Raw genomic sequence first — 16,596 nt, forward strand, 5'->3', positions numbered from 1 at the left:
TTTTTCAAAAAATCATTTAACATGAGGAATGGATAATCGTATTGATAGAGGAGGATGGGCGCGTGAGTGAGTTCGAGCAATGGTATCTCGAATATGAATTAAAGGTCAATCGTCCCGGTATACTCGGGGACATTGCTTCGTTGATGGGAATGTTACATATTTCGATCGTGACGATCAATGGTGTCGATCATCAACGACGCGGTATGTTGCTCCAAACGAAACAACCGGATCAAATTCCACGACTCGCCGCTATTCTCAAGACGATGTCAACCATAGAGGTCATCAAACTACGAAAACCAAAACTACGTGACCGAATCGCGATTCGTCACGGGCGCTATATCGATCAAAGCAGTGATGAACGAAAGACGTTCCGCTTCGTCCGGGAAGACTTAGGGATTCTCGTCGATTTCATGGCAGAGCTATGTAAACAGGATGGGCACTTGTTGATTGGTGTCCGCGGCATGCCACGCGTCGGTAAGACGGAGTCGATCGTCGCAGCGAGCGTCAGTGCGAATAAGAAATGGCTGTTCCTATCGTCGACGTTGATTAAACAGACGGTTCGAACATCGTTGTTCGACGACGAGCGGACGGGTGATTATGTTTACATCATCGATGCGTTAGTGTCACAACGAAATTTCGATGAACGACACTGGCAAATCCTGCGGGAAGTCATGCGTCTACCCGCGACGAAGATCGTCGAACATCCGGATGCGTTCGTCAAATCGAGTGAGTATACGTGGGATGATTTTGATTACATCATTGAATTACGCAACACGACTGAAGAAATCATTGTGACTGAACTGCCTCGTTCCCATGGGGGAAATGATTGGTTCAACTTTGAATAAGTATGAAAAATGGAAGGTGTGTTACCGATGACCGAGCTCGGAACCTACTTAAAGGAACAACGGGAGGCGCTAGGCGTCTCTCTCGAACAAATTCAAACGACGACAAAGATTCAAAAGCGTTACATCGTCGCGATCGAAGAAGGCAATTATGATCAATTGCCGGGAGCCTTTTACGCCCGGGCCTTCATCAAGACATATGCGGAAGCACTCGGTCTTGACGTCGATGAAGTCTTTACGACTTATAAACGTGATCTTCCGGAACCGGAAGCACAACCGGTCGTCGAACTGTCACGGCGCGCGACGTATTCGAAATCCAGTGCTCCGAAGAAGAGCGTTGCGAAGCGTTGGATTCCGAACATCATCATCATCGTACTAATCTTTGCGATCGGTACTGCCTTGTATTATGGTCTGCAGACGTTCCTCGACGGTAACGAAGAGGCGAAGACGTCCGCACCGAAGCAAAATGATGTCACGATCGATCAAGGGGACGCACCAAGTAAAGAGACGGATGCGCCTGCGAAGACGGAAGAAGAGCCGAAGGAAGAACCGGCGAAACAGGAAGAAACAAAAGAAGAACCTAAAAAAGAGGCACTTGCTGCGAAGTCGACATCTGGTCAAGATGTCACGTATGAAGTCGCAACGAAAGATACGATGAGTGTCTCGATTCAAATCAAGAAAGATGCCTCTCCGTCGCCATTCGTCGGTGTGCGTGATACATCACTTGAAGGAAAAGCACTCGCGCCAGACCACATCAACGCATCGGATCCGAATCCGATCGTCGTGAAGGACGCGAAGACGGACTTGATCCGCATCCGGATCGGTTCGATTAAAGGGATTGATAAAATCGTCGTCAATGACCAAGAACTGAAACTGAACCGTTCGCTTCTCGTCCAAAACATCTATCTAAAGAAAGTAGCCACGCCGTAATCCGGCGTGCCTTCTTTTAGATGGCATGTCATTTACATATGAAATGAAGGAGGAGGGCGTTACATGAACTTACCGAATCAATTGACAGTATTACGTGTTTTATTAATTCCCGTGTTCGTCATCGTACTTGCGATTGATCCGAACTGGGGACAGTGGGATGTGTTGGGAGCCGAGCTTCCCGTCTCACACTTCGTTGCAGCTATCATCTTCCTTGTTGCTTCACTGACGGACTGGCTCGATGGATATATCGCTCGTAAACAAAAATTAGTAACGAACTTTGGAAAATTCATGGATCCACTTGCCGACAAGATGTTAGTTGCAGCTGCACTCGTCTACTTGGTGGAACTTGGATTCGTCGCAGCATGGATCGTCGTCATCATTCTCTGTCGAGAGTTCGCAGTCACGGGTCTTCGTCTCGTCGCATCTGACGAAGGGATCGTCCTTGCTGCCGGAAACTCTGGGAAAGCCAAGACATGGGTCCAGCTGACATCAATTACGGCATACTTGTTGCACGATATCATCTTTGCGATGTGGAACATTCCGTTCGCAGATATTACGATGTGGCTTGCTTTGATCTTGACGATCTACTCAGGCGTCGAATATTTCTCGAAAAACATTAAGTTAATTACGAAATCCATGTAAGATGGATCAATTTAGACTGTTCGTCATACCGAACAGTCTTTTCTTATACTTCAAGAAGGTGAGGAATCAACATGAAAGCAGAAATCATCGCAGTCGGAAGCGAACTCCTCCTTGGGGAAATCGCGAACACGAATGCACAGTACCTTTCCGAATGGTTAGCGAGTGCCGGAATTGACGTTCATTATCATACAGTCGTCGGTGACAATCGCGAACGGATGCAAGAAACATTCCGTCAGGCACAACAGCGGGCAAATCTCCTCGTCATCACAGGAGGTCTTGGACCGACGGAAGACGATTTAACGAAAGAGGTGCTCGCTGATCTCCTCGGACGTGATCTCGTTCTCGATCAAGCGGCGTACGAGCGAATCGAAGGGTTTTTAAAGACACGTCAACGAGAGATGACGATCAACGAACGAAAACAAGCATTAATCATCGATGGTGCAACGGTTTTACGTAATGATGCAGGACTTGCTCCCGGTATGTCGGTCCAAACGGAGCATCACCAATATATCGTCTTACCCGGTGTGCCACGCGAGATGAAGCAAATCCTCAAAGATCACTTCAGTCATCTATTCGGTCAAGAAACGATTCGTTCTCGAACGTTACGATTCTTCGGAATCGGGGAATCGGCGTTAAACGACCGTCTAGAAACGTTGATCAAGGAAGCGACCAATCCATCGGTCGCACCGTATGCGGAGCTCGCTGAAGTCCGGTTGCGCCTGACGGCTAAAGCACTCGATCAACAGGAAGCCGATCGTATGCTCGATGAACTCGAACAACACGTCCTTGCTGAAGTCGGCATGTACTTTTATGGATATGGGGAGACGAGTCTGCCGGAAGTCGTCCTAAAACGGTATCAAGATGCAGGATTGACACTTTCGCTCGCCGAATCACTGACGGGAGGAGCTGTCGCGAGTGGTCTCGTTGATGTCAGCGGTGCGAGTCAAGTATTGCGCGGGAGCGCTGTCGTCTATGATGATGCAGCGAAGCAAGCCGTGTTATCGGTACCAGAGGATTTATTACGAGAGCATACTGCTGTCAGTAAAGAGGTCGCGATTGCGATGGCTGAAGGGGCACGAGAACTGTATCAATCCGATATCGCCGTCGCCTTGACGGGGGAAGCAGGTCCGACGAGCAACAGTGGAAAAGTGGTCGGAACGGTCTATTGTGCTGTTGCGGACGCACATGGAACACGGATCGTCGAATGGCAATATCCATCGTTCGACAGAGGCATGATTCGACTGCGCGCCGTCAAGGATACCTATTTCCTTTTACTGAAACATCTCGAGAAAGCATCAGAGTAAGAAAAATGATCGAAGTGCAAGTATGCGAATAAATGTTCGTAAAATGCTTGTCATTCGGTCTCAAAAGAAGTACAATAATCTCAGTAAGATAATTAAAAGGAGGCCTGCTACGTGAGTGATCGTAAAGCAGCACTTGAGATGGCGTTACGCCAGATAGAGAAACAGTTCGGTAAAGGTTCTATCATGAAACTCGGAGAAAATGCGGATCAGAAGGTATCAGTAATCTCTTCTGGATCGATTACATTAGATATTGCCCTAGGTGCAGGTGGATACCCACGTGGACGGGTCATCGAAGTATACGGACCTGAATCGTCAGGTAAAACGACGGTTGCGCTTCATGCAATCGCAGAAGTTCAAAAACAAGGCGGACAAGCCGCATTCATCGATGCGGAGCACGCGCTCGATCCAGCATATGCAAACAAACTCGGTGTCAACATCGATGAGCTCCTCTTGTCACAACCGGACACTGGGGAACAGGCACTTGAAATCGCGGAAGCACTCGTTCGTTCTGGTGCGGTCGATATTCTTGTCGTCGACTCTGTTGCAGCACTCGTACCAAAAGCAGAGATCGAAGGCGAGATGGGTGACTCACACGTCGGTCTTCAAGCACGTTTGATGAGCCAAGCGCTTCGTAAGTTGTCTGGTGCAACGAATAAATCGAAGACGATCGTCATCTTCATCAACCAAATCCGTGAAAAAATCGGTGTCATGTTCGGTAACCCGGAAACAACTCCAGGCGGTCGTGCACTTAAATTCTACTCGTCTGTTCGTTTAGAAGTGCGTCGTGCGGAAGCGTTGAAAAACGGTACGGATGTCGTCGGTAACAAAACGAAGATTAAGGTCGTCAAGAACAAGATCGCGCCTCCGTTCAAACAAGCGGAAGTCGACATCATGTATGGTCTCGGGATTTCGAAAGTCGGCGAGTTGATCGACATCGGAACAGACCTTGATATCGTTCAAAAGAGTGGTGCATGGTACTCGTACAACTCTGAACGTCTCGGTCAAGGGCGTGAGAACGCGAAACAATACATGGTCGAGCATCCGGAAGTCGCAGCAGAGGTCGAACGTTTGATTCGTGAACACCACGGTCTCGTCGATCGCGAAGAGCCGGTTGATTTCGAAGCAGAACAACCAGAAGATCTATTTGCTGAATAAACCGTTTCAGAGAGGATTCGCGTGCGAATCCTCTCTTTTTTAGTGTAAAAGAGGAAAACAGTGGAATTCTTTCCCGTCCGTTCGTTGACAATGAACGAGTGCTATCCTTACAATATAGATGTACGTTTTTTAGACAGCTTCGATGAAATACCGAAATGAACTAAGAAACACCTTGCAAAGGGGAGGTGAACCCATGAGTACACTGACTTGGATTGTCATACTTCTCCTCACTTTGCTGATCGCATTCATCGTAGGCTACTTCTTGCGGAAATCGATTGCAGAAGCGAAAATTCAAGGCGCAGAAACGGAAGCGAACAAAATCGTTGAACGTGCGCGTGAATCGGCTGAGGCAACGAAAAAAGAAGCAGTACTCGAAGCGAAAGATGAAGCATTCAAACTTCGTAACGAAGTGGAAAAAGAATTGCGTGAACGTCGCCAAGAGCTAGCGAAACAAGAAGCCCGGTTGCTCCAGAAAGAAGAGACACTCGATCGCCGTGTTGACGCTATCGACCGTAAGGAAGATCAGATCAATACACGTGATGCAGAGATCGCGAAACGGAAGCATCAAGCTGAAGAACTAGAGCGCAAAGTAGAGGACCTGTATGAACAGGGACGTCAAGAGCTTGTCCGCGTCGCGAATTTATCGCAAGACGAGGCAAGAACGATCATCATGGATGAGACGAAACAGGCTGCTTTACATGATGCAGCCATTCTTCAAAAAGAAATCGAACAAAAAGCAAAAGAAGAAGCCGACAAGAAAGCACGTAACATCTTGTCACTTGCGATTCAACGGTTCGCCGCTGAACATATCGCAGAGACGACTGTATCGGTCGTCAACTTGCCGAACGATGAGATGAAAGGTCGGATCATCGGACGGGAAGGCCGCAACATCCGTACGCTCGAGACCTTGACTGGGATCGACTTGATCATCGATGATACGCCGGAAGCCGTCATTTTGTCTGGTTTTGACCCAATTCGTCGCGAAGTCGCTAAAATGGCGCTCGAGAAATTGGTTCAGGATGGTCGGATTCACCCGGCCCGTATTGAAGAGATGGTCGACAAATCCCGTCGTGAAGTCGACGAGCGGATTCGAGAAATCGGGGAAGAAGCGACGTATGATGTCGGAATCCACGGCATTCATCCGGACCTTGTCAAAATTCTCGGTCGCTTGAAGTACCGTACGAGTTACGGACAGAACGTCCTGTATCACTCACTTGAGGTTGCCCACCTTGCAGGTATGATGGCAGCTGAACTTGGAGAAGATGTCACGCTTGCGAAGCGTGCGGGTCTTCTGCATGATATCGGGAAAGCGATCGACCACGAAGTCGAAGGCAGTCACGTTGAGATCGGAGTCGAGCTCGGTACGAAGTACAAAGAACATCCAACCGTCATCAATGCGATCGCGTCCCACCACGGGGATACGGAAGCGACATCTGTCATTTCCGTCTTGGTTGCAGCTGCGGATGCATTATCTGCTGCTCGTCCAGGTGCACGTCAAGAGACACTCGAAAGTTATATCCGCCGTCTCGAACGCCTCGAGGAAATCTCGGAATCGTTCGACGGTGTCGAAAAATCATTTGCGATCCAAGCGGGTCGTGAAGTCCGTATCATCGTTCGACCTGACGTCGTCGATGATGTACTGGCTCACAAGATGGCGAGTGACATCCGGAAAAAAATCGAAGAAGAACTCGATTATCCGGGACACATCAAGGTCACGGTCATTCGGGAAACACGAGCAGTCGAATACGCGAAATAAATGGAGTGGCGGGCGACCGCCACTTTTTTTAATGAACGGAGGAACAGCAATGAAGATTTTATTCATCGGAGACGTCGTCGGTGCACCCGGTCGACACATCCTGCAACAATTCACAGCACGCCTGAAAGCGAAGTACAACCCGAACGTCATGCTCGTCAACGGCGAAAACGCGGCACACGGACGCGGCATCACGAAGTCGATCTATCATCAATTCCTTGAACTCGGATTCCACGGAATCACGATGGGGAACCACACGTTTGATAACCGCGACATCTTTGACTGGATCGACGATGCGGATCGAATCGTCCGTCCGGCGAACTATCCGGAAGGCACGCCAGGTCGTGGAATGATGATCGTCAAAGCAGGTAATAAAAAGATTGCCGTCATCAACGTCCAAGGAACGGTCTTCTTACCACCACTCGGTGACCCTTTCCGTACCGTCGATGCACTGATTGCGGAAGTCGAAGGAAAAGTTGATGCGATCTTCGTTGATGTCCATGCGGAAGCAACGAGTGAGAAAATTGCGATGGGTTATCACCTCGACGGTCGAGTACAGGCTGTCGTCGGGACACATACGCACGTCCAGACAGCAGATGAGCGTGTCCTTGACGGAGGAACAGCTTACATCACGGATGTCGGGATGACAGGTCCGCTGAACGGCGTGCTCGGAATGCGCCAAGAAGATGTCCTACGAAAATTCAAGACACAGCTCCCAACACGGTTTGAAGTTGCCGAAGGACGGGAACAACTTAATGGAGTCTTGATTCATATCGATGACACAACCAAAAAAGCAACGAAGATTGAACGGATTCATCTGACGGATCAGTCAGTATTCTTCGACTGATTGCCATTTCTGGATGGGGAGGTACACGCATGGACGTCCTGAAAGTATCAGCTAAGTCGAATCCAAACGCGGTAGCAGGTGCACTCGCGGGTGTCATTCGAGAGAGAGGTTCCGTCGAGATTCAGGCCATTGGTGCGGGAGCGCTCAATCAGTCTGTCAAAGCCGTCGCCATCGCACGCGGATTCGTGGCGCCTTCTGGCATCGACTTGATTTGTATCCCAGCCTTCACAGACATTTTGATTGATGGGGAAGAGAGAACCGCCATCAAACTCATCATCGAACCACGATGACGAATTGGACATAGGTCCTATTTGCAAGTAGACCATTTACTCGACTGGAGTAGATGGTCTTTTTGCTGTGCCTGCGAAATTTTCTCACCTTTCCACCGAGGGAGCATTGTACTACTTCCGGTAAATCGGTATCATGAGGGAGGATAGAGAGAACTATCATTTCAGGGGACAGAGAAGGAGCGAACGTCGATGTATAATCAGTTATCATGGAAAGTTGGCGGTCAGCAGGGAGAAGGGATCGAATCAACAGGCGAAATCTTTGCGATTGCCTTGAATCGACTCGGCTATTACCTGTACGGCTACCGTCACTTTTCGTCACGTATCAAGGGAGGACATACGAACAATAAGATTCGTGTCGCGACACAGGAAGTCCGGACGATTTCCGATGATCTCGATATTTTGGTCGCGTTCGATCAAGAGACGATTGATGTTAACTTCCATGAATTGCGTCAAGGTGCCATCATCATCGCGGATGCGAAATTCAATCCGACGAATCCGGACGAAGCACGCGCTTCCTTGTATGCGATTCCATTTACGGAGATTGCAGCTGATCTCGGTACGGCTTTGATGAAGAACATGGTCGCGATCGGTGCATCGAGCGCGATTCTCGGCATTGCACCGGAGCGTTTCCAAGCCGTCGTCGAACAGATTTTCGGCCGAAAAGGTCCAGACATGGTCGAGAAAAACTTAGCGGCAATCCGTGAAGGAGCAGCAGCGTTCGAAGCACTCGCAGGAGATGGTGAACGATTCGTTTTAGATCCAGCAGACGGAAAACAACGGATGTTCATGATCGGAAACGATGCGATTGCGCTTGGTGCGATTGCCGGTGGAGCACGTCTGATGGCAGCCTACCCAATCACACCATCATCTGAGATCATGGAATACTTAATCAAGAAACTGCCGCAGTTCGGCGGGACGGTCGTCCAGACGGAAGACGAATTGGCGGCAGTCACGATGGCAATCGGGGCGAACTACGCAGGTGTCCGTGCTTTGACGGCGTCTGCTGGTCCAGGATTGTCATTGATGGCGGAAGCGATCGGGTTATCCGGGATGACGGAAACACCGCTCGTCATCGTCGATACACAACGAGGTGGTCCGTCAACGGGTCTACCAACGAAACAGGAACAGTCTGACTTGATGGCGATGATCTACAGCACGCATGGTGAGATTCCAAAGGTCGTTTTGGCACCGTCAACGGTCGAGGAAGCGTTCTACGATGCAGCAGAGGCATTCAACATCGCAGAGGAATACCAGTGTCCTGTCATTCTATTGACGGATTTGATGCTGTCTCTTGGAAAACAATCGGTCGAACCACCGGATATGTCACGCGTTGAGATCCGACGCGGGAAGTTGATCCAGGAAGACTTACCGGAACTTGAAGGAAAAGCGTACTTCAAACGCTACGAAGTGACGGAAGATGGGATCAGCCCACGTGTCATTCCAGGCGTCAAGCACGGGATTCATCACGTAACGGGTGTTGAGCACAATGAGGAAGGGCGTCCGTCGGAAGCGACGAAGAACCGAGTCGATCAGATGACGAAGCGACTCCGTAAGCTAAACACGTTCCGCTTACAGGATGCCGTTCTCGTAACGGAGCATCATGCAGAACCGGATATCTTATTCGTCGGTTTTAACTCGACACGTGGAACGATTGAAGAGATCATGCCACGACTCGAAGCACAAGGAATCAAGGTTGATCACTTGCATATCCGTCAAGTCCATCCGTTCCCTAGTGAGCTTGTCACGCCACACTTAGAGCGGGCAAAACGAGTCATCGTCGTCGAATACAACGCAACGGGACAACTGGCGAAGCTGATCCAGATGAACTGTGGACATGCATCGAAGATCGAGCATATCCTGAAATTCAATGGCGACCCGTTCTACCCAGCAGAGGTCGTCGAGCAGGTCGTAGGAGGGGTATATCATGGCAACCTTTAAAGATTTTAGAAACGATGTCAAACCAAACTGGTGTCCAGGGTGTGGAGACTTCTCGATTCAAGCAGCGATTCAGCGTGCTGTCGCGAACGTCGGTCTCGAACCAGAAGAGTTGGCATTGATTTCCGGGATTGGCTGTTCTGGTCGGATTTCCGGTTATATCAATACGTATGGCTTCCACGGCGTTCATGGACGGTCCCTTCCGATCGCCCAAGGTGTCAAGATGGCGAACCGCGAATTGACGGTCATCGCGTCTGGTGGCGACGGTGATGGATTTGCAATCGGCATGGGACATACGATCCATGCATTCAAGCGCAATGTCGACATGACGTACATCGTCATGGACAATCAGATTTACGGCTTGACGAAAGGACAGACATCACCCACTTCTGCACCTGGATTCAAGACGAAATCGACGCCAAAAGGGTCGATCGAAAAGAGTGTTTCACCCGTTGAACTCGCCTTGACGGCTGGTGCGACGTTCGTTGCCCAAAGCTTCTCGAATGATTTGAAGGGCTTGACGCAATTGATCGAGCAAGCGACGGCACATAAAGGATTTGCCTTCATCAACGTCTTCAGTCCATGTGTCACGTTCAACAAGGTCAATACGTACGATTGGTTCAAACAGAACTTGACGAAGCTGTCCGATATCGAAGGATACGATCCGGCGAACTTGGATCTTGCGAAACAGACCGTTCATGCTCACGACGGACTCGTCATGGGATTGATCTATCAGGATGAAACACGTCCTGATTACCAGTCACAAATCGATGGGTATCAAGAATCGGGTCTCGCGTACGCGGATCTTGAGCTAAACGAAGAAACATTCGGTAAACTGGCAGCGGAATTCATGTAAGATAGAGGAAAGATGTGTTTGGTTTTTTTGGGGATGCTAAACATTTGGAAGTTCGCCACATATAAAAAACGTGAACTTCCGCGAAGGAGTCGGGGAAAGATGACGAAATTAGTAACGACGGTAGAAGAGACGACAACGACGAAAACGATGCGTGCACTCGTCAAAGAAGAGCGCGGGTTCGGTGCCGCACTCAAAGAAGTACCGGTACCCGTACCGAGTCGTGGAGAAGTCTTGATTCGAGTCGAGGCAACATCGATCTGTGGGACGGACGTGCATATCTATGAGTGGGACGCGTGGGCAGCCTCGCGTGTCAATCCGCCGTATGTCTTCGGTCACGAGTTCTCGGGCGAAGTCGTCGAGCTCGGAGAAGGCACGAAACGCTTGAAACTCGGTGATCGTGTCTCGGCGGAGACGCATATCGTCTGTCATCAATGTAAACAGTGTCTTCGTGGGCAATATCACATCTGTAAGAATACGAAGATCATCGGTGTCGATACACAAGGTTGTTTTGCAGAATACGTCGTCATGCCGGAAGAAAACCTTTGGGTCAACCCGGAAGATATGCCAGCAGGGATCGCTTCGATTCAAGAGCCAATGGGCAATGCCGTCCATACGGTACTCGCGAGCGATGTCAGCGCGAAAACGGTCGCAATCGTCGGTTGTGGTCCGATTGGTCTGATGGCAGTTTCGGTCGCAAAAGCAGCCGGTGCGGCGGAAGTCGTCGCGATCGACGTCAATCCGTATCGTCTTGAACTCGCGCGGACGATGGGGGCGGATGTCGTCATCGATTCACGTCATGACGATGTCTTGGAGCGGATCGAGCGCATGACGGACGGAGATGGAATTGATGTCGTCTGTGAGATGAGTGGTCATCCGGTTGCGATTCGTCAAGCCTTCGAGATGGTGACAGCAGGTGGAGACGTCAACATCCTCAGTCTGCCGGTCAAACCGGTCGAAATCGATTTGACGAACCATGTCGTCTTCAAAGGTGTCCGGGTTCAAGGCATCACCGGTCGGAAGATGTATGAGACATGGAGCCAGGTTTCCGCTTTCTTATCGAGCGGAAAAGTCGATGTCCGACCGTTAATCACACACACGTTACCGCTAGAGCGGTTCGAAGAAGGATTTGAATTGATGCGTCAAGGGAAATGCGGGAAAGTCGTATTACAACCAAGGGGGACGAATTAATGGGATTTGAACACTTACGGACAGAACTAGAAGAGATGAAACAGGCGGGCACGTTCCGCAACCTCGTAGCACTTGAGAGCGCGCAACATAACCGCGTGACGATCAATGGTAAGGAACTCATTCAACTGTCGTCGAACAACTACCTCGGACTCGCCGCACATCCACGTCTTGCTGAACAAGCAGCGGAAGCAGCGCGCACGTTCGGTGCTGGAACAGGATCTGTTCGGACGATTGCCGGGACACTCGAGATGCACCAAGCATTCGAACGGGAACTCGCGACATTCAAGCACACGGAAGCAGCACTTGTCTTCCAGTCTGGATTCGCAACGAATCTCGGTGTCTTATCGGCACTGCTCGGTCCGGAAGACGTCGTCATCTCGGATGAGTTGAACCACGCTTCGATCATCGATGGGATTCGTCTGACGAAAGCGAAACGCCGCATCTATAAACATGTCGACTTGGCGGATCTTGAAGCGGCCTTACAAGAAACACAAGACGCGCGGACGCGCCTCATCGTCACGGATGGCGTCTTCTCGATGGACGGAAACATTGCACCACTTCCGGAAATCGTTGAATTAGCTGAGCGTTATGACGCACTCGTCATGGTCGATGATGCCCATGCGTCAGGTGTGCTTGGGAAAGCGGGACGCGGTACGGTCAATCACTTTGGTCTTGACGGACGTGTTGCCCTGCAGGTCGGTACGCTCTCAAAAGCCATCGGTGTCCTCGGTGGATACGTCGCGTGTGAACAGCACGTCAAGGATTATCTGATCCATAAAGGACGTCCGTTCTTGTTCTCGACATCACATCCACCAGCAGTCGTCGAAGCGAACCGGGAAGCGCTCCGTGTCATGGAGGAAGAGACGGAACTCTTCGATCGTCTATGGGAAAACACGGAATTCTTTAAACAAGGACTCCGTGATCTTGGATTCGACATCGGAACATCGACGACGCCGATCACACCGGTCATCGTCGGGGATGAAGCACGTTGCCATGAGTTGTCGGACCGCTTACGTCAAGAAGGTGTCTTTGCTCAAGGCATCGCCTTCCCGACGGTCGCAAAAGGAAAAGCACGTGTCCGGACGATCGTGACGGCGGAACATACGCGTGAAGATTTAACGACGGCGCTTGCAGCTTTCGAAAAAGTCGGTCGTGAATTAAACTTGATCGGTTGATATCGATCACGGACGAAATGCGTCCACATACTTTCAGGCAGCGGATCAGCGATTCGCTGCCTGAAGTGCGTCATGACGAAAGAATCAACGTCGACCGTTTTTACTTTTGCGAGATAGGGAATAACAGATGAGGAAAGGATGTGACCTGATGAGTACGAAGAAAAAAGGGATTTTGCTCTCATTTTTGATGCTGACGCTGCTCCTTGGGGGTTGTATTCGCATCCAATATGATGCGACGATCCATACCGACCAGAGTGTCACCTTAAAGACGACATATGCCGCAAAGGAACACCCGGTAGCGCGTTTACTGAACCTAAATCCGAATTGGAATAGTTATGTTAAACAGGCAGAAAAGAACGGTTATGCAGCGAAGGCGTTCAAGACGAAGGATGACTATGAAGGGATTCGGATGCAGAAGACATTCGCGAACTTCAAGGACATGACGTCGATTAAGGACGAATGGAAGACAGGTATCGGAGGGATTCTCATTCCACCTGATACGAAGTTCGACATGAAAAAATCGGATGGTTTTTGGTTTGATACGTATCGACTGGATACGAACATCGATCTCAGTATCGATCGTTTGAATATCAAAGGCTATCAACCGACAGGACAGGTCAAGAAACTCGCCGACCGGTATATCCGTCAAGCCGATATCGAGATCAAGCTCCACGGTCCGAAAGTAATCGGTCTCCAAAATGGAGAAAAGATCGACTGGTCGAATTATCATGATGTGTCATGGAAATTATACGGAACGAAAGCCAACCAGCTACAGTTGATTGCGTATGTACCGAATCCGACAGGTTGGATCATTACTGGTATCGTGTTATTGATCGGTTTCGGATTATTCCTCTACTGGGTCTTTCACCGTGTCCGTCGTTTGCGCCGGCAACAGTTAAAGACGATCGGCATCTCGCTCCTCGTCTGTTTGATTGTCGGGGGAGGCGCGTGGTGGGTGTTCGCGGAGGATACGTCAAGTGCGCCGCCACCAACGCGCCAGATCGTTACACAAGGAAAGAGTGAAATCGTGCCGACGTTCCTCGTTCATGGGTTATTCGGGACGGAGCGGACATTCGTGCCGATGATTCAAAACTTCACGAATAAAAAAGTCGCCGATGATGGTGGTCGATGTGACGTGACTCGTTCCGGAAAAGCAACCTGTAGCGTCAAACCCTCGCCGACCGGCTACCCACTTGTCCGAATCGTCTTCGCAGATGATGAGGCAAGCCTTGCCGACCAGCAAAAGTGGTTGAATGCAGCGATTGCAGCTTACGATGCGAAACAAAAAGCGACCTTTGCCGATATTCAGCTCGTTGGGCACAGCATGGGTGGTGTCGATGTCGTCGCCTACACAGTCCAAGAGGAGATGCCGTATCACGTCCGAAAAGTCGTGACGCTCGACTCACCGATCGCCGGTTCCGATTACGCGAAACTTGGTTTGACACTTGCGCCACTCGGCACGAATACGAACAGTCCTGCGATACGTGATCTTGCGAAAGGTTCTCCAGCGATGAACAATCTGACCCAACGGCTTGAGACGTGGCCACGCGACGTACTCGTCTATTCGTTTGGTGCCAAAGGAGGCGACTTCAATCTGATTTCGTTAAATAGTTCGTTTGCACTCGAGAACTACACGGATAACATTCAGACGAAATCCTATAAGTATGATCACTTCACGATTCATCGCCGGGAGCCGGTCTTCCGCGAAATCCGCAATTTCCTGTTTAAAGAAAATCGAGTCACGGAGGAGGAACCATCATGAAACAGGTCGTCATCGTCGGCGGAGGAATTGCCGGTCTAACGGCTGCGGCATTGATTGCACAAGAAGGACATGCCGTCACGGTACTTGAAGGAAGCCGTGAATGGGGAGGGTCAGCCGGGAAGTTCACACGCCGGGACTTGACGTATCCAGTTGGAGCGACCCTTGGGATGGGATTTGAACCAGGTGGCATTCATGCCCGTGTGCTCGATCATCTCGGAGTGACGCACCAAGTCGAGCCACTCGACGTCGTCATGACGATTCGCATCGAAGGACGATTGATTCATTATTATCAAAACCGTGATGCGTTTCTAACCGAATTGACCTCACATTTTCCGGAGCAGGCATCGTCGATTCGGGCATTCTTTGCTGAAATCGAGCAGATACACGAGGCAATTCGTCCACTAATGGCAGAACTGCCGGCATTGCCACTTCAAGATTTAGCCGACGTCCGGCGGTTAGTCCGTCACACGAAAAGTGTCGTCCTCTTACCATATTTTCCGCTGACGATTGGTCATCTGTTACGCAAACATCGACTAGCGGATACGCTGTTCGCACAAGTGATCGACGGGATCTTACTCGACAGCATGCAGACAGGGCAGGAAGCATCTGCTTTACTAGGAGCCGTCGCCTTATCGATTTACCACGAGGGTGCTTATTATGTCCCAGGTGGATTATACCGACTGGCCGAGCAATTAAAAGAGACAGCAGAGGCGAGCGGGGCAACCTGTCTCCTTGGGCGAAAAGTCACGTCGATTCGAAAGACACCGGATGGTTTCTTGATCGAGGATCGTCGCGGACGCTTGATGCTTGCTGATGCTGTCATCTGCGCAGTTCCGCTTGAAGGCATCAGGGAAGTCGTCAGTACGGATATGAAACGAACGTTACGACGGACGTACCAGCGACAAGAAAAGCTACAGCAATGGGCGACCTTTACGTATTATGCGGCGATACCGGAGTCGGTCATTTTGTCTGATGAAGCATTCTGGCAAGTCCATGATCCGTCCCTACCTTCAGGTCATGCCTTCATCTCCCTCTCCCGTCCAGATGACCGGTTACGTGCACCAGCCGGTCAGCGGACGCTGACGATGTCATGCCATGTTCCGATTGGTACGTTCGATAAGACGAACCGGAAACGCTACGACGAACAAGTCGAGAAGATGTCGGCAATCTTCGAAGCTATTCTTGAACAACAGTTTCCAGGTTTCCGTCAACAGGCAATCGAACGCCATCCGGGTGGACCCGGTGCGTGGGTTCGCTATACGTTCCGTCCGGACGGTGGAGTCGGGGGATATCCGCAACGTCCGAGTACGAGTCTCTTGTTCGCAGCGCCGTTTCGAACAGGCATCGATCACTTCTTTGCGATCGGCGACACGATTTTTCCGGGTGCCGGGACGATCGGGGCGACGACGTCTGCGATTCATGTTGCCCGACAGTTTGATGTCAGATTATGAGAAATCATCGTAAAATGATGAAAGAAGCGACGCATCTGTCGCTTTTTTCACATTTGAGGATTATGATGAGGAAGAGTCGGGAACATGATATCCATGAACAGAAAGAGAAAAGGAGTGAAGAACCATGGAGACATTCGAGCAAAAATGTCAGTCATTCATTCAGGAACGACGACCTGAAGTCGGTCCGATTCAATTCGAGTCGGCGCGTACGTTTCTCAATGCACGCGGTTTAAGCGTTTACGAACGGATTTATCAAGGGAAAGAGGAAGTCCGATTAGCGTTCGTCGAGCAGACGAATGGTCAACAACTCGTTTCATTGATGGAAAATACATTCGGCAACGGACTGGTCTATTTTGTCTCAACGGCAACCGCGACATGGGATGGCGACCGTTTTGGTGAATATACGTTTTAAGTACATAGGGAGTCCCAGTCGATGACTGGGGCTCTTTCGTGTCGAAACCTAATC

Annotated in this window: 15 protein-coding genes; all 15 read left to right on the forward strand. The window is 50.2% G+C overall.

The window, feature by feature from the left end:
• Positions 1–62 precede the first annotated feature (62 nt).
• The 15 genes from KNQ12_RS09505 to KNQ12_RS09575 all read left to right on the forward strand — a co-directional run bounded on the left by KNQ12_RS09505 (position 63) and on the right by KNQ12_RS09575 (position 16,542).
• Positions 63–845 carry a DUF3388 domain-containing protein gene (locus tag KNQ12_RS09505; RefSeq protein WP_023467698.1) on the forward strand — a complete coding sequence of 261 codons (783 nt, stop codon included), beginning with the start codon at positions 63–65 and terminating at the stop codon, positions 843–845.
• A gap of 27 nt (positions 846–872) precedes the next feature.
• Positions 873–1,772 (forward strand): helix-turn-helix domain-containing protein, encoded by a 900-nt coding sequence (locus tag KNQ12_RS09510; RefSeq protein ID WP_035398676.1) that lies wholly within the window; start codon positions 873–875, stop codon positions 1,770–1,772.
• A gap of 63 nt (positions 1,773–1,835) precedes the next feature.
• Complete coding sequence (gene pgsA, locus KNQ12_RS09515; protein ID WP_023467700.1) at positions 1,836–2,414, forward strand: CDP-diacylglycerol--glycerol-3-phosphate 3-phosphatidyltransferase; 579 nt, start codon at positions 1,836–1,838, stop codon at positions 2,412–2,414.
• Positions 2,415–2,485: 71 nt separating this feature from the next.
• Complete coding sequence (locus KNQ12_RS09520) at positions 2,486–3,718, forward strand: competence/damage-inducible protein A (RefSeq protein ID WP_214747766.1); 1,233 nt, start codon at positions 2,486–2,488, stop codon at positions 3,716–3,718.
• Between the two features lie 111 nt (positions 3,719–3,829).
• The gene (recA, locus tag KNQ12_RS09525; RefSeq protein ID WP_023467702.1) at positions 3,830–4,873 is read left to right on the forward strand and encodes a recombinase RecA; all 1,044 of its coding nucleotides are present in this window, start codon (positions 3,830–3,832) and stop codon (positions 4,871–4,873) included.
• A gap of 193 nt (positions 4,874–5,066) precedes the next feature.
• Positions 5,067–6,629 (forward strand): ribonuclease Y, encoded by a 1,563-nt coding sequence (rny, locus tag KNQ12_RS09530; RefSeq protein WP_023467703.1) that lies wholly within the window; start codon positions 5,067–5,069, stop codon positions 6,627–6,629.
• Between the two features lie 49 nt (positions 6,630–6,678).
• Positions 6,679–7,473: a TIGR00282 family metallophosphoesterase gene (locus tag KNQ12_RS09535; protein WP_023467704.1), complete on the forward strand. Its 795-nt coding sequence runs from the start codon at positions 6,679–6,681 to the stop codon at positions 7,471–7,473.
• A gap of 29 nt (positions 7,474–7,502) precedes the next feature.
• Complete coding sequence (locus KNQ12_RS09540; protein WP_023467705.1) at positions 7,503–7,763, forward strand: stage V sporulation protein S; 261 nt, start codon at positions 7,503–7,505, stop codon at positions 7,761–7,763.
• A gap of 189 nt (positions 7,764–7,952) precedes the next feature.
• Positions 7,953–9,701, forward strand: coding sequence for a 2-oxoacid:acceptor oxidoreductase subunit alpha (locus tag KNQ12_RS09545; RefSeq protein WP_214747769.1), 1,749 nt, complete (start codon positions 7,953–7,955; stop codon positions 9,699–9,701).
• Positions 9,688–10,554, forward strand: a complete 867-nt coding sequence (locus KNQ12_RS09550; protein ID WP_214747771.1) for a 2-oxoacid:ferredoxin oxidoreductase subunit beta — start codon at positions 9,688–9,690, stop codon at positions 10,552–10,554. The genes KNQ12_RS09545 and KNQ12_RS09550 overlap by 14 nt, the downstream gene beginning before the upstream one ends.
• A 99-nt stretch (positions 10,555–10,653) precedes the next feature.
• A complete protein-coding gene (gene tdh, locus KNQ12_RS09555) occupies positions 10,654–11,742 on the forward strand; it encodes an L-threonine 3-dehydrogenase (RefSeq protein ID WP_023467708.1) in 1,089 nt (362 codons plus the stop codon).
• Positions 11,742–12,917 carry a glycine C-acetyltransferase gene (locus KNQ12_RS09560; RefSeq protein WP_214747774.1) on the forward strand — a complete coding sequence of 392 codons (1,176 nt, stop codon included), beginning with the start codon at positions 11,742–11,744 and terminating at the stop codon, positions 12,915–12,917. Before tdh ends, KNQ12_RS09560 begins: the two co-directional genes overlap by 1 nt.
• Positions 12,918–13,062: 145 nt before the next feature.
• Positions 13,063–14,679, forward strand: coding sequence for an alpha/beta hydrolase (locus KNQ12_RS09565; RefSeq protein WP_214748243.1), 1,617 nt, complete (start codon positions 13,063–13,065; stop codon positions 14,677–14,679).
• Positions 14,676–16,130, forward strand: a complete 1,455-nt coding sequence (locus KNQ12_RS09570; protein ID WP_214747777.1) for a phytoene desaturase family protein — start codon at positions 14,676–14,678, stop codon at positions 16,128–16,130. Before KNQ12_RS09565 ends, KNQ12_RS09570 begins: the two co-directional genes overlap by 4 nt.
• A gap of 124 nt (positions 16,131–16,254) precedes the next feature.
• Complete coding sequence (locus KNQ12_RS09575) at positions 16,255–16,542, forward strand: hypothetical protein (protein ID WP_029341204.1); 288 nt, start codon at positions 16,255–16,257, stop codon at positions 16,540–16,542.
• Positions 16,543–16,596: the final 54 nt, after the last annotated feature.

Source organism: Exiguobacterium sp. s11, assembly GCF_018619015.1.
GTDB classification, from domain to species: Bacteria; Bacillota; Bacilli; order Exiguobacteriales; family Exiguobacteriaceae; genus Exiguobacterium_A; species Exiguobacterium_A indicum.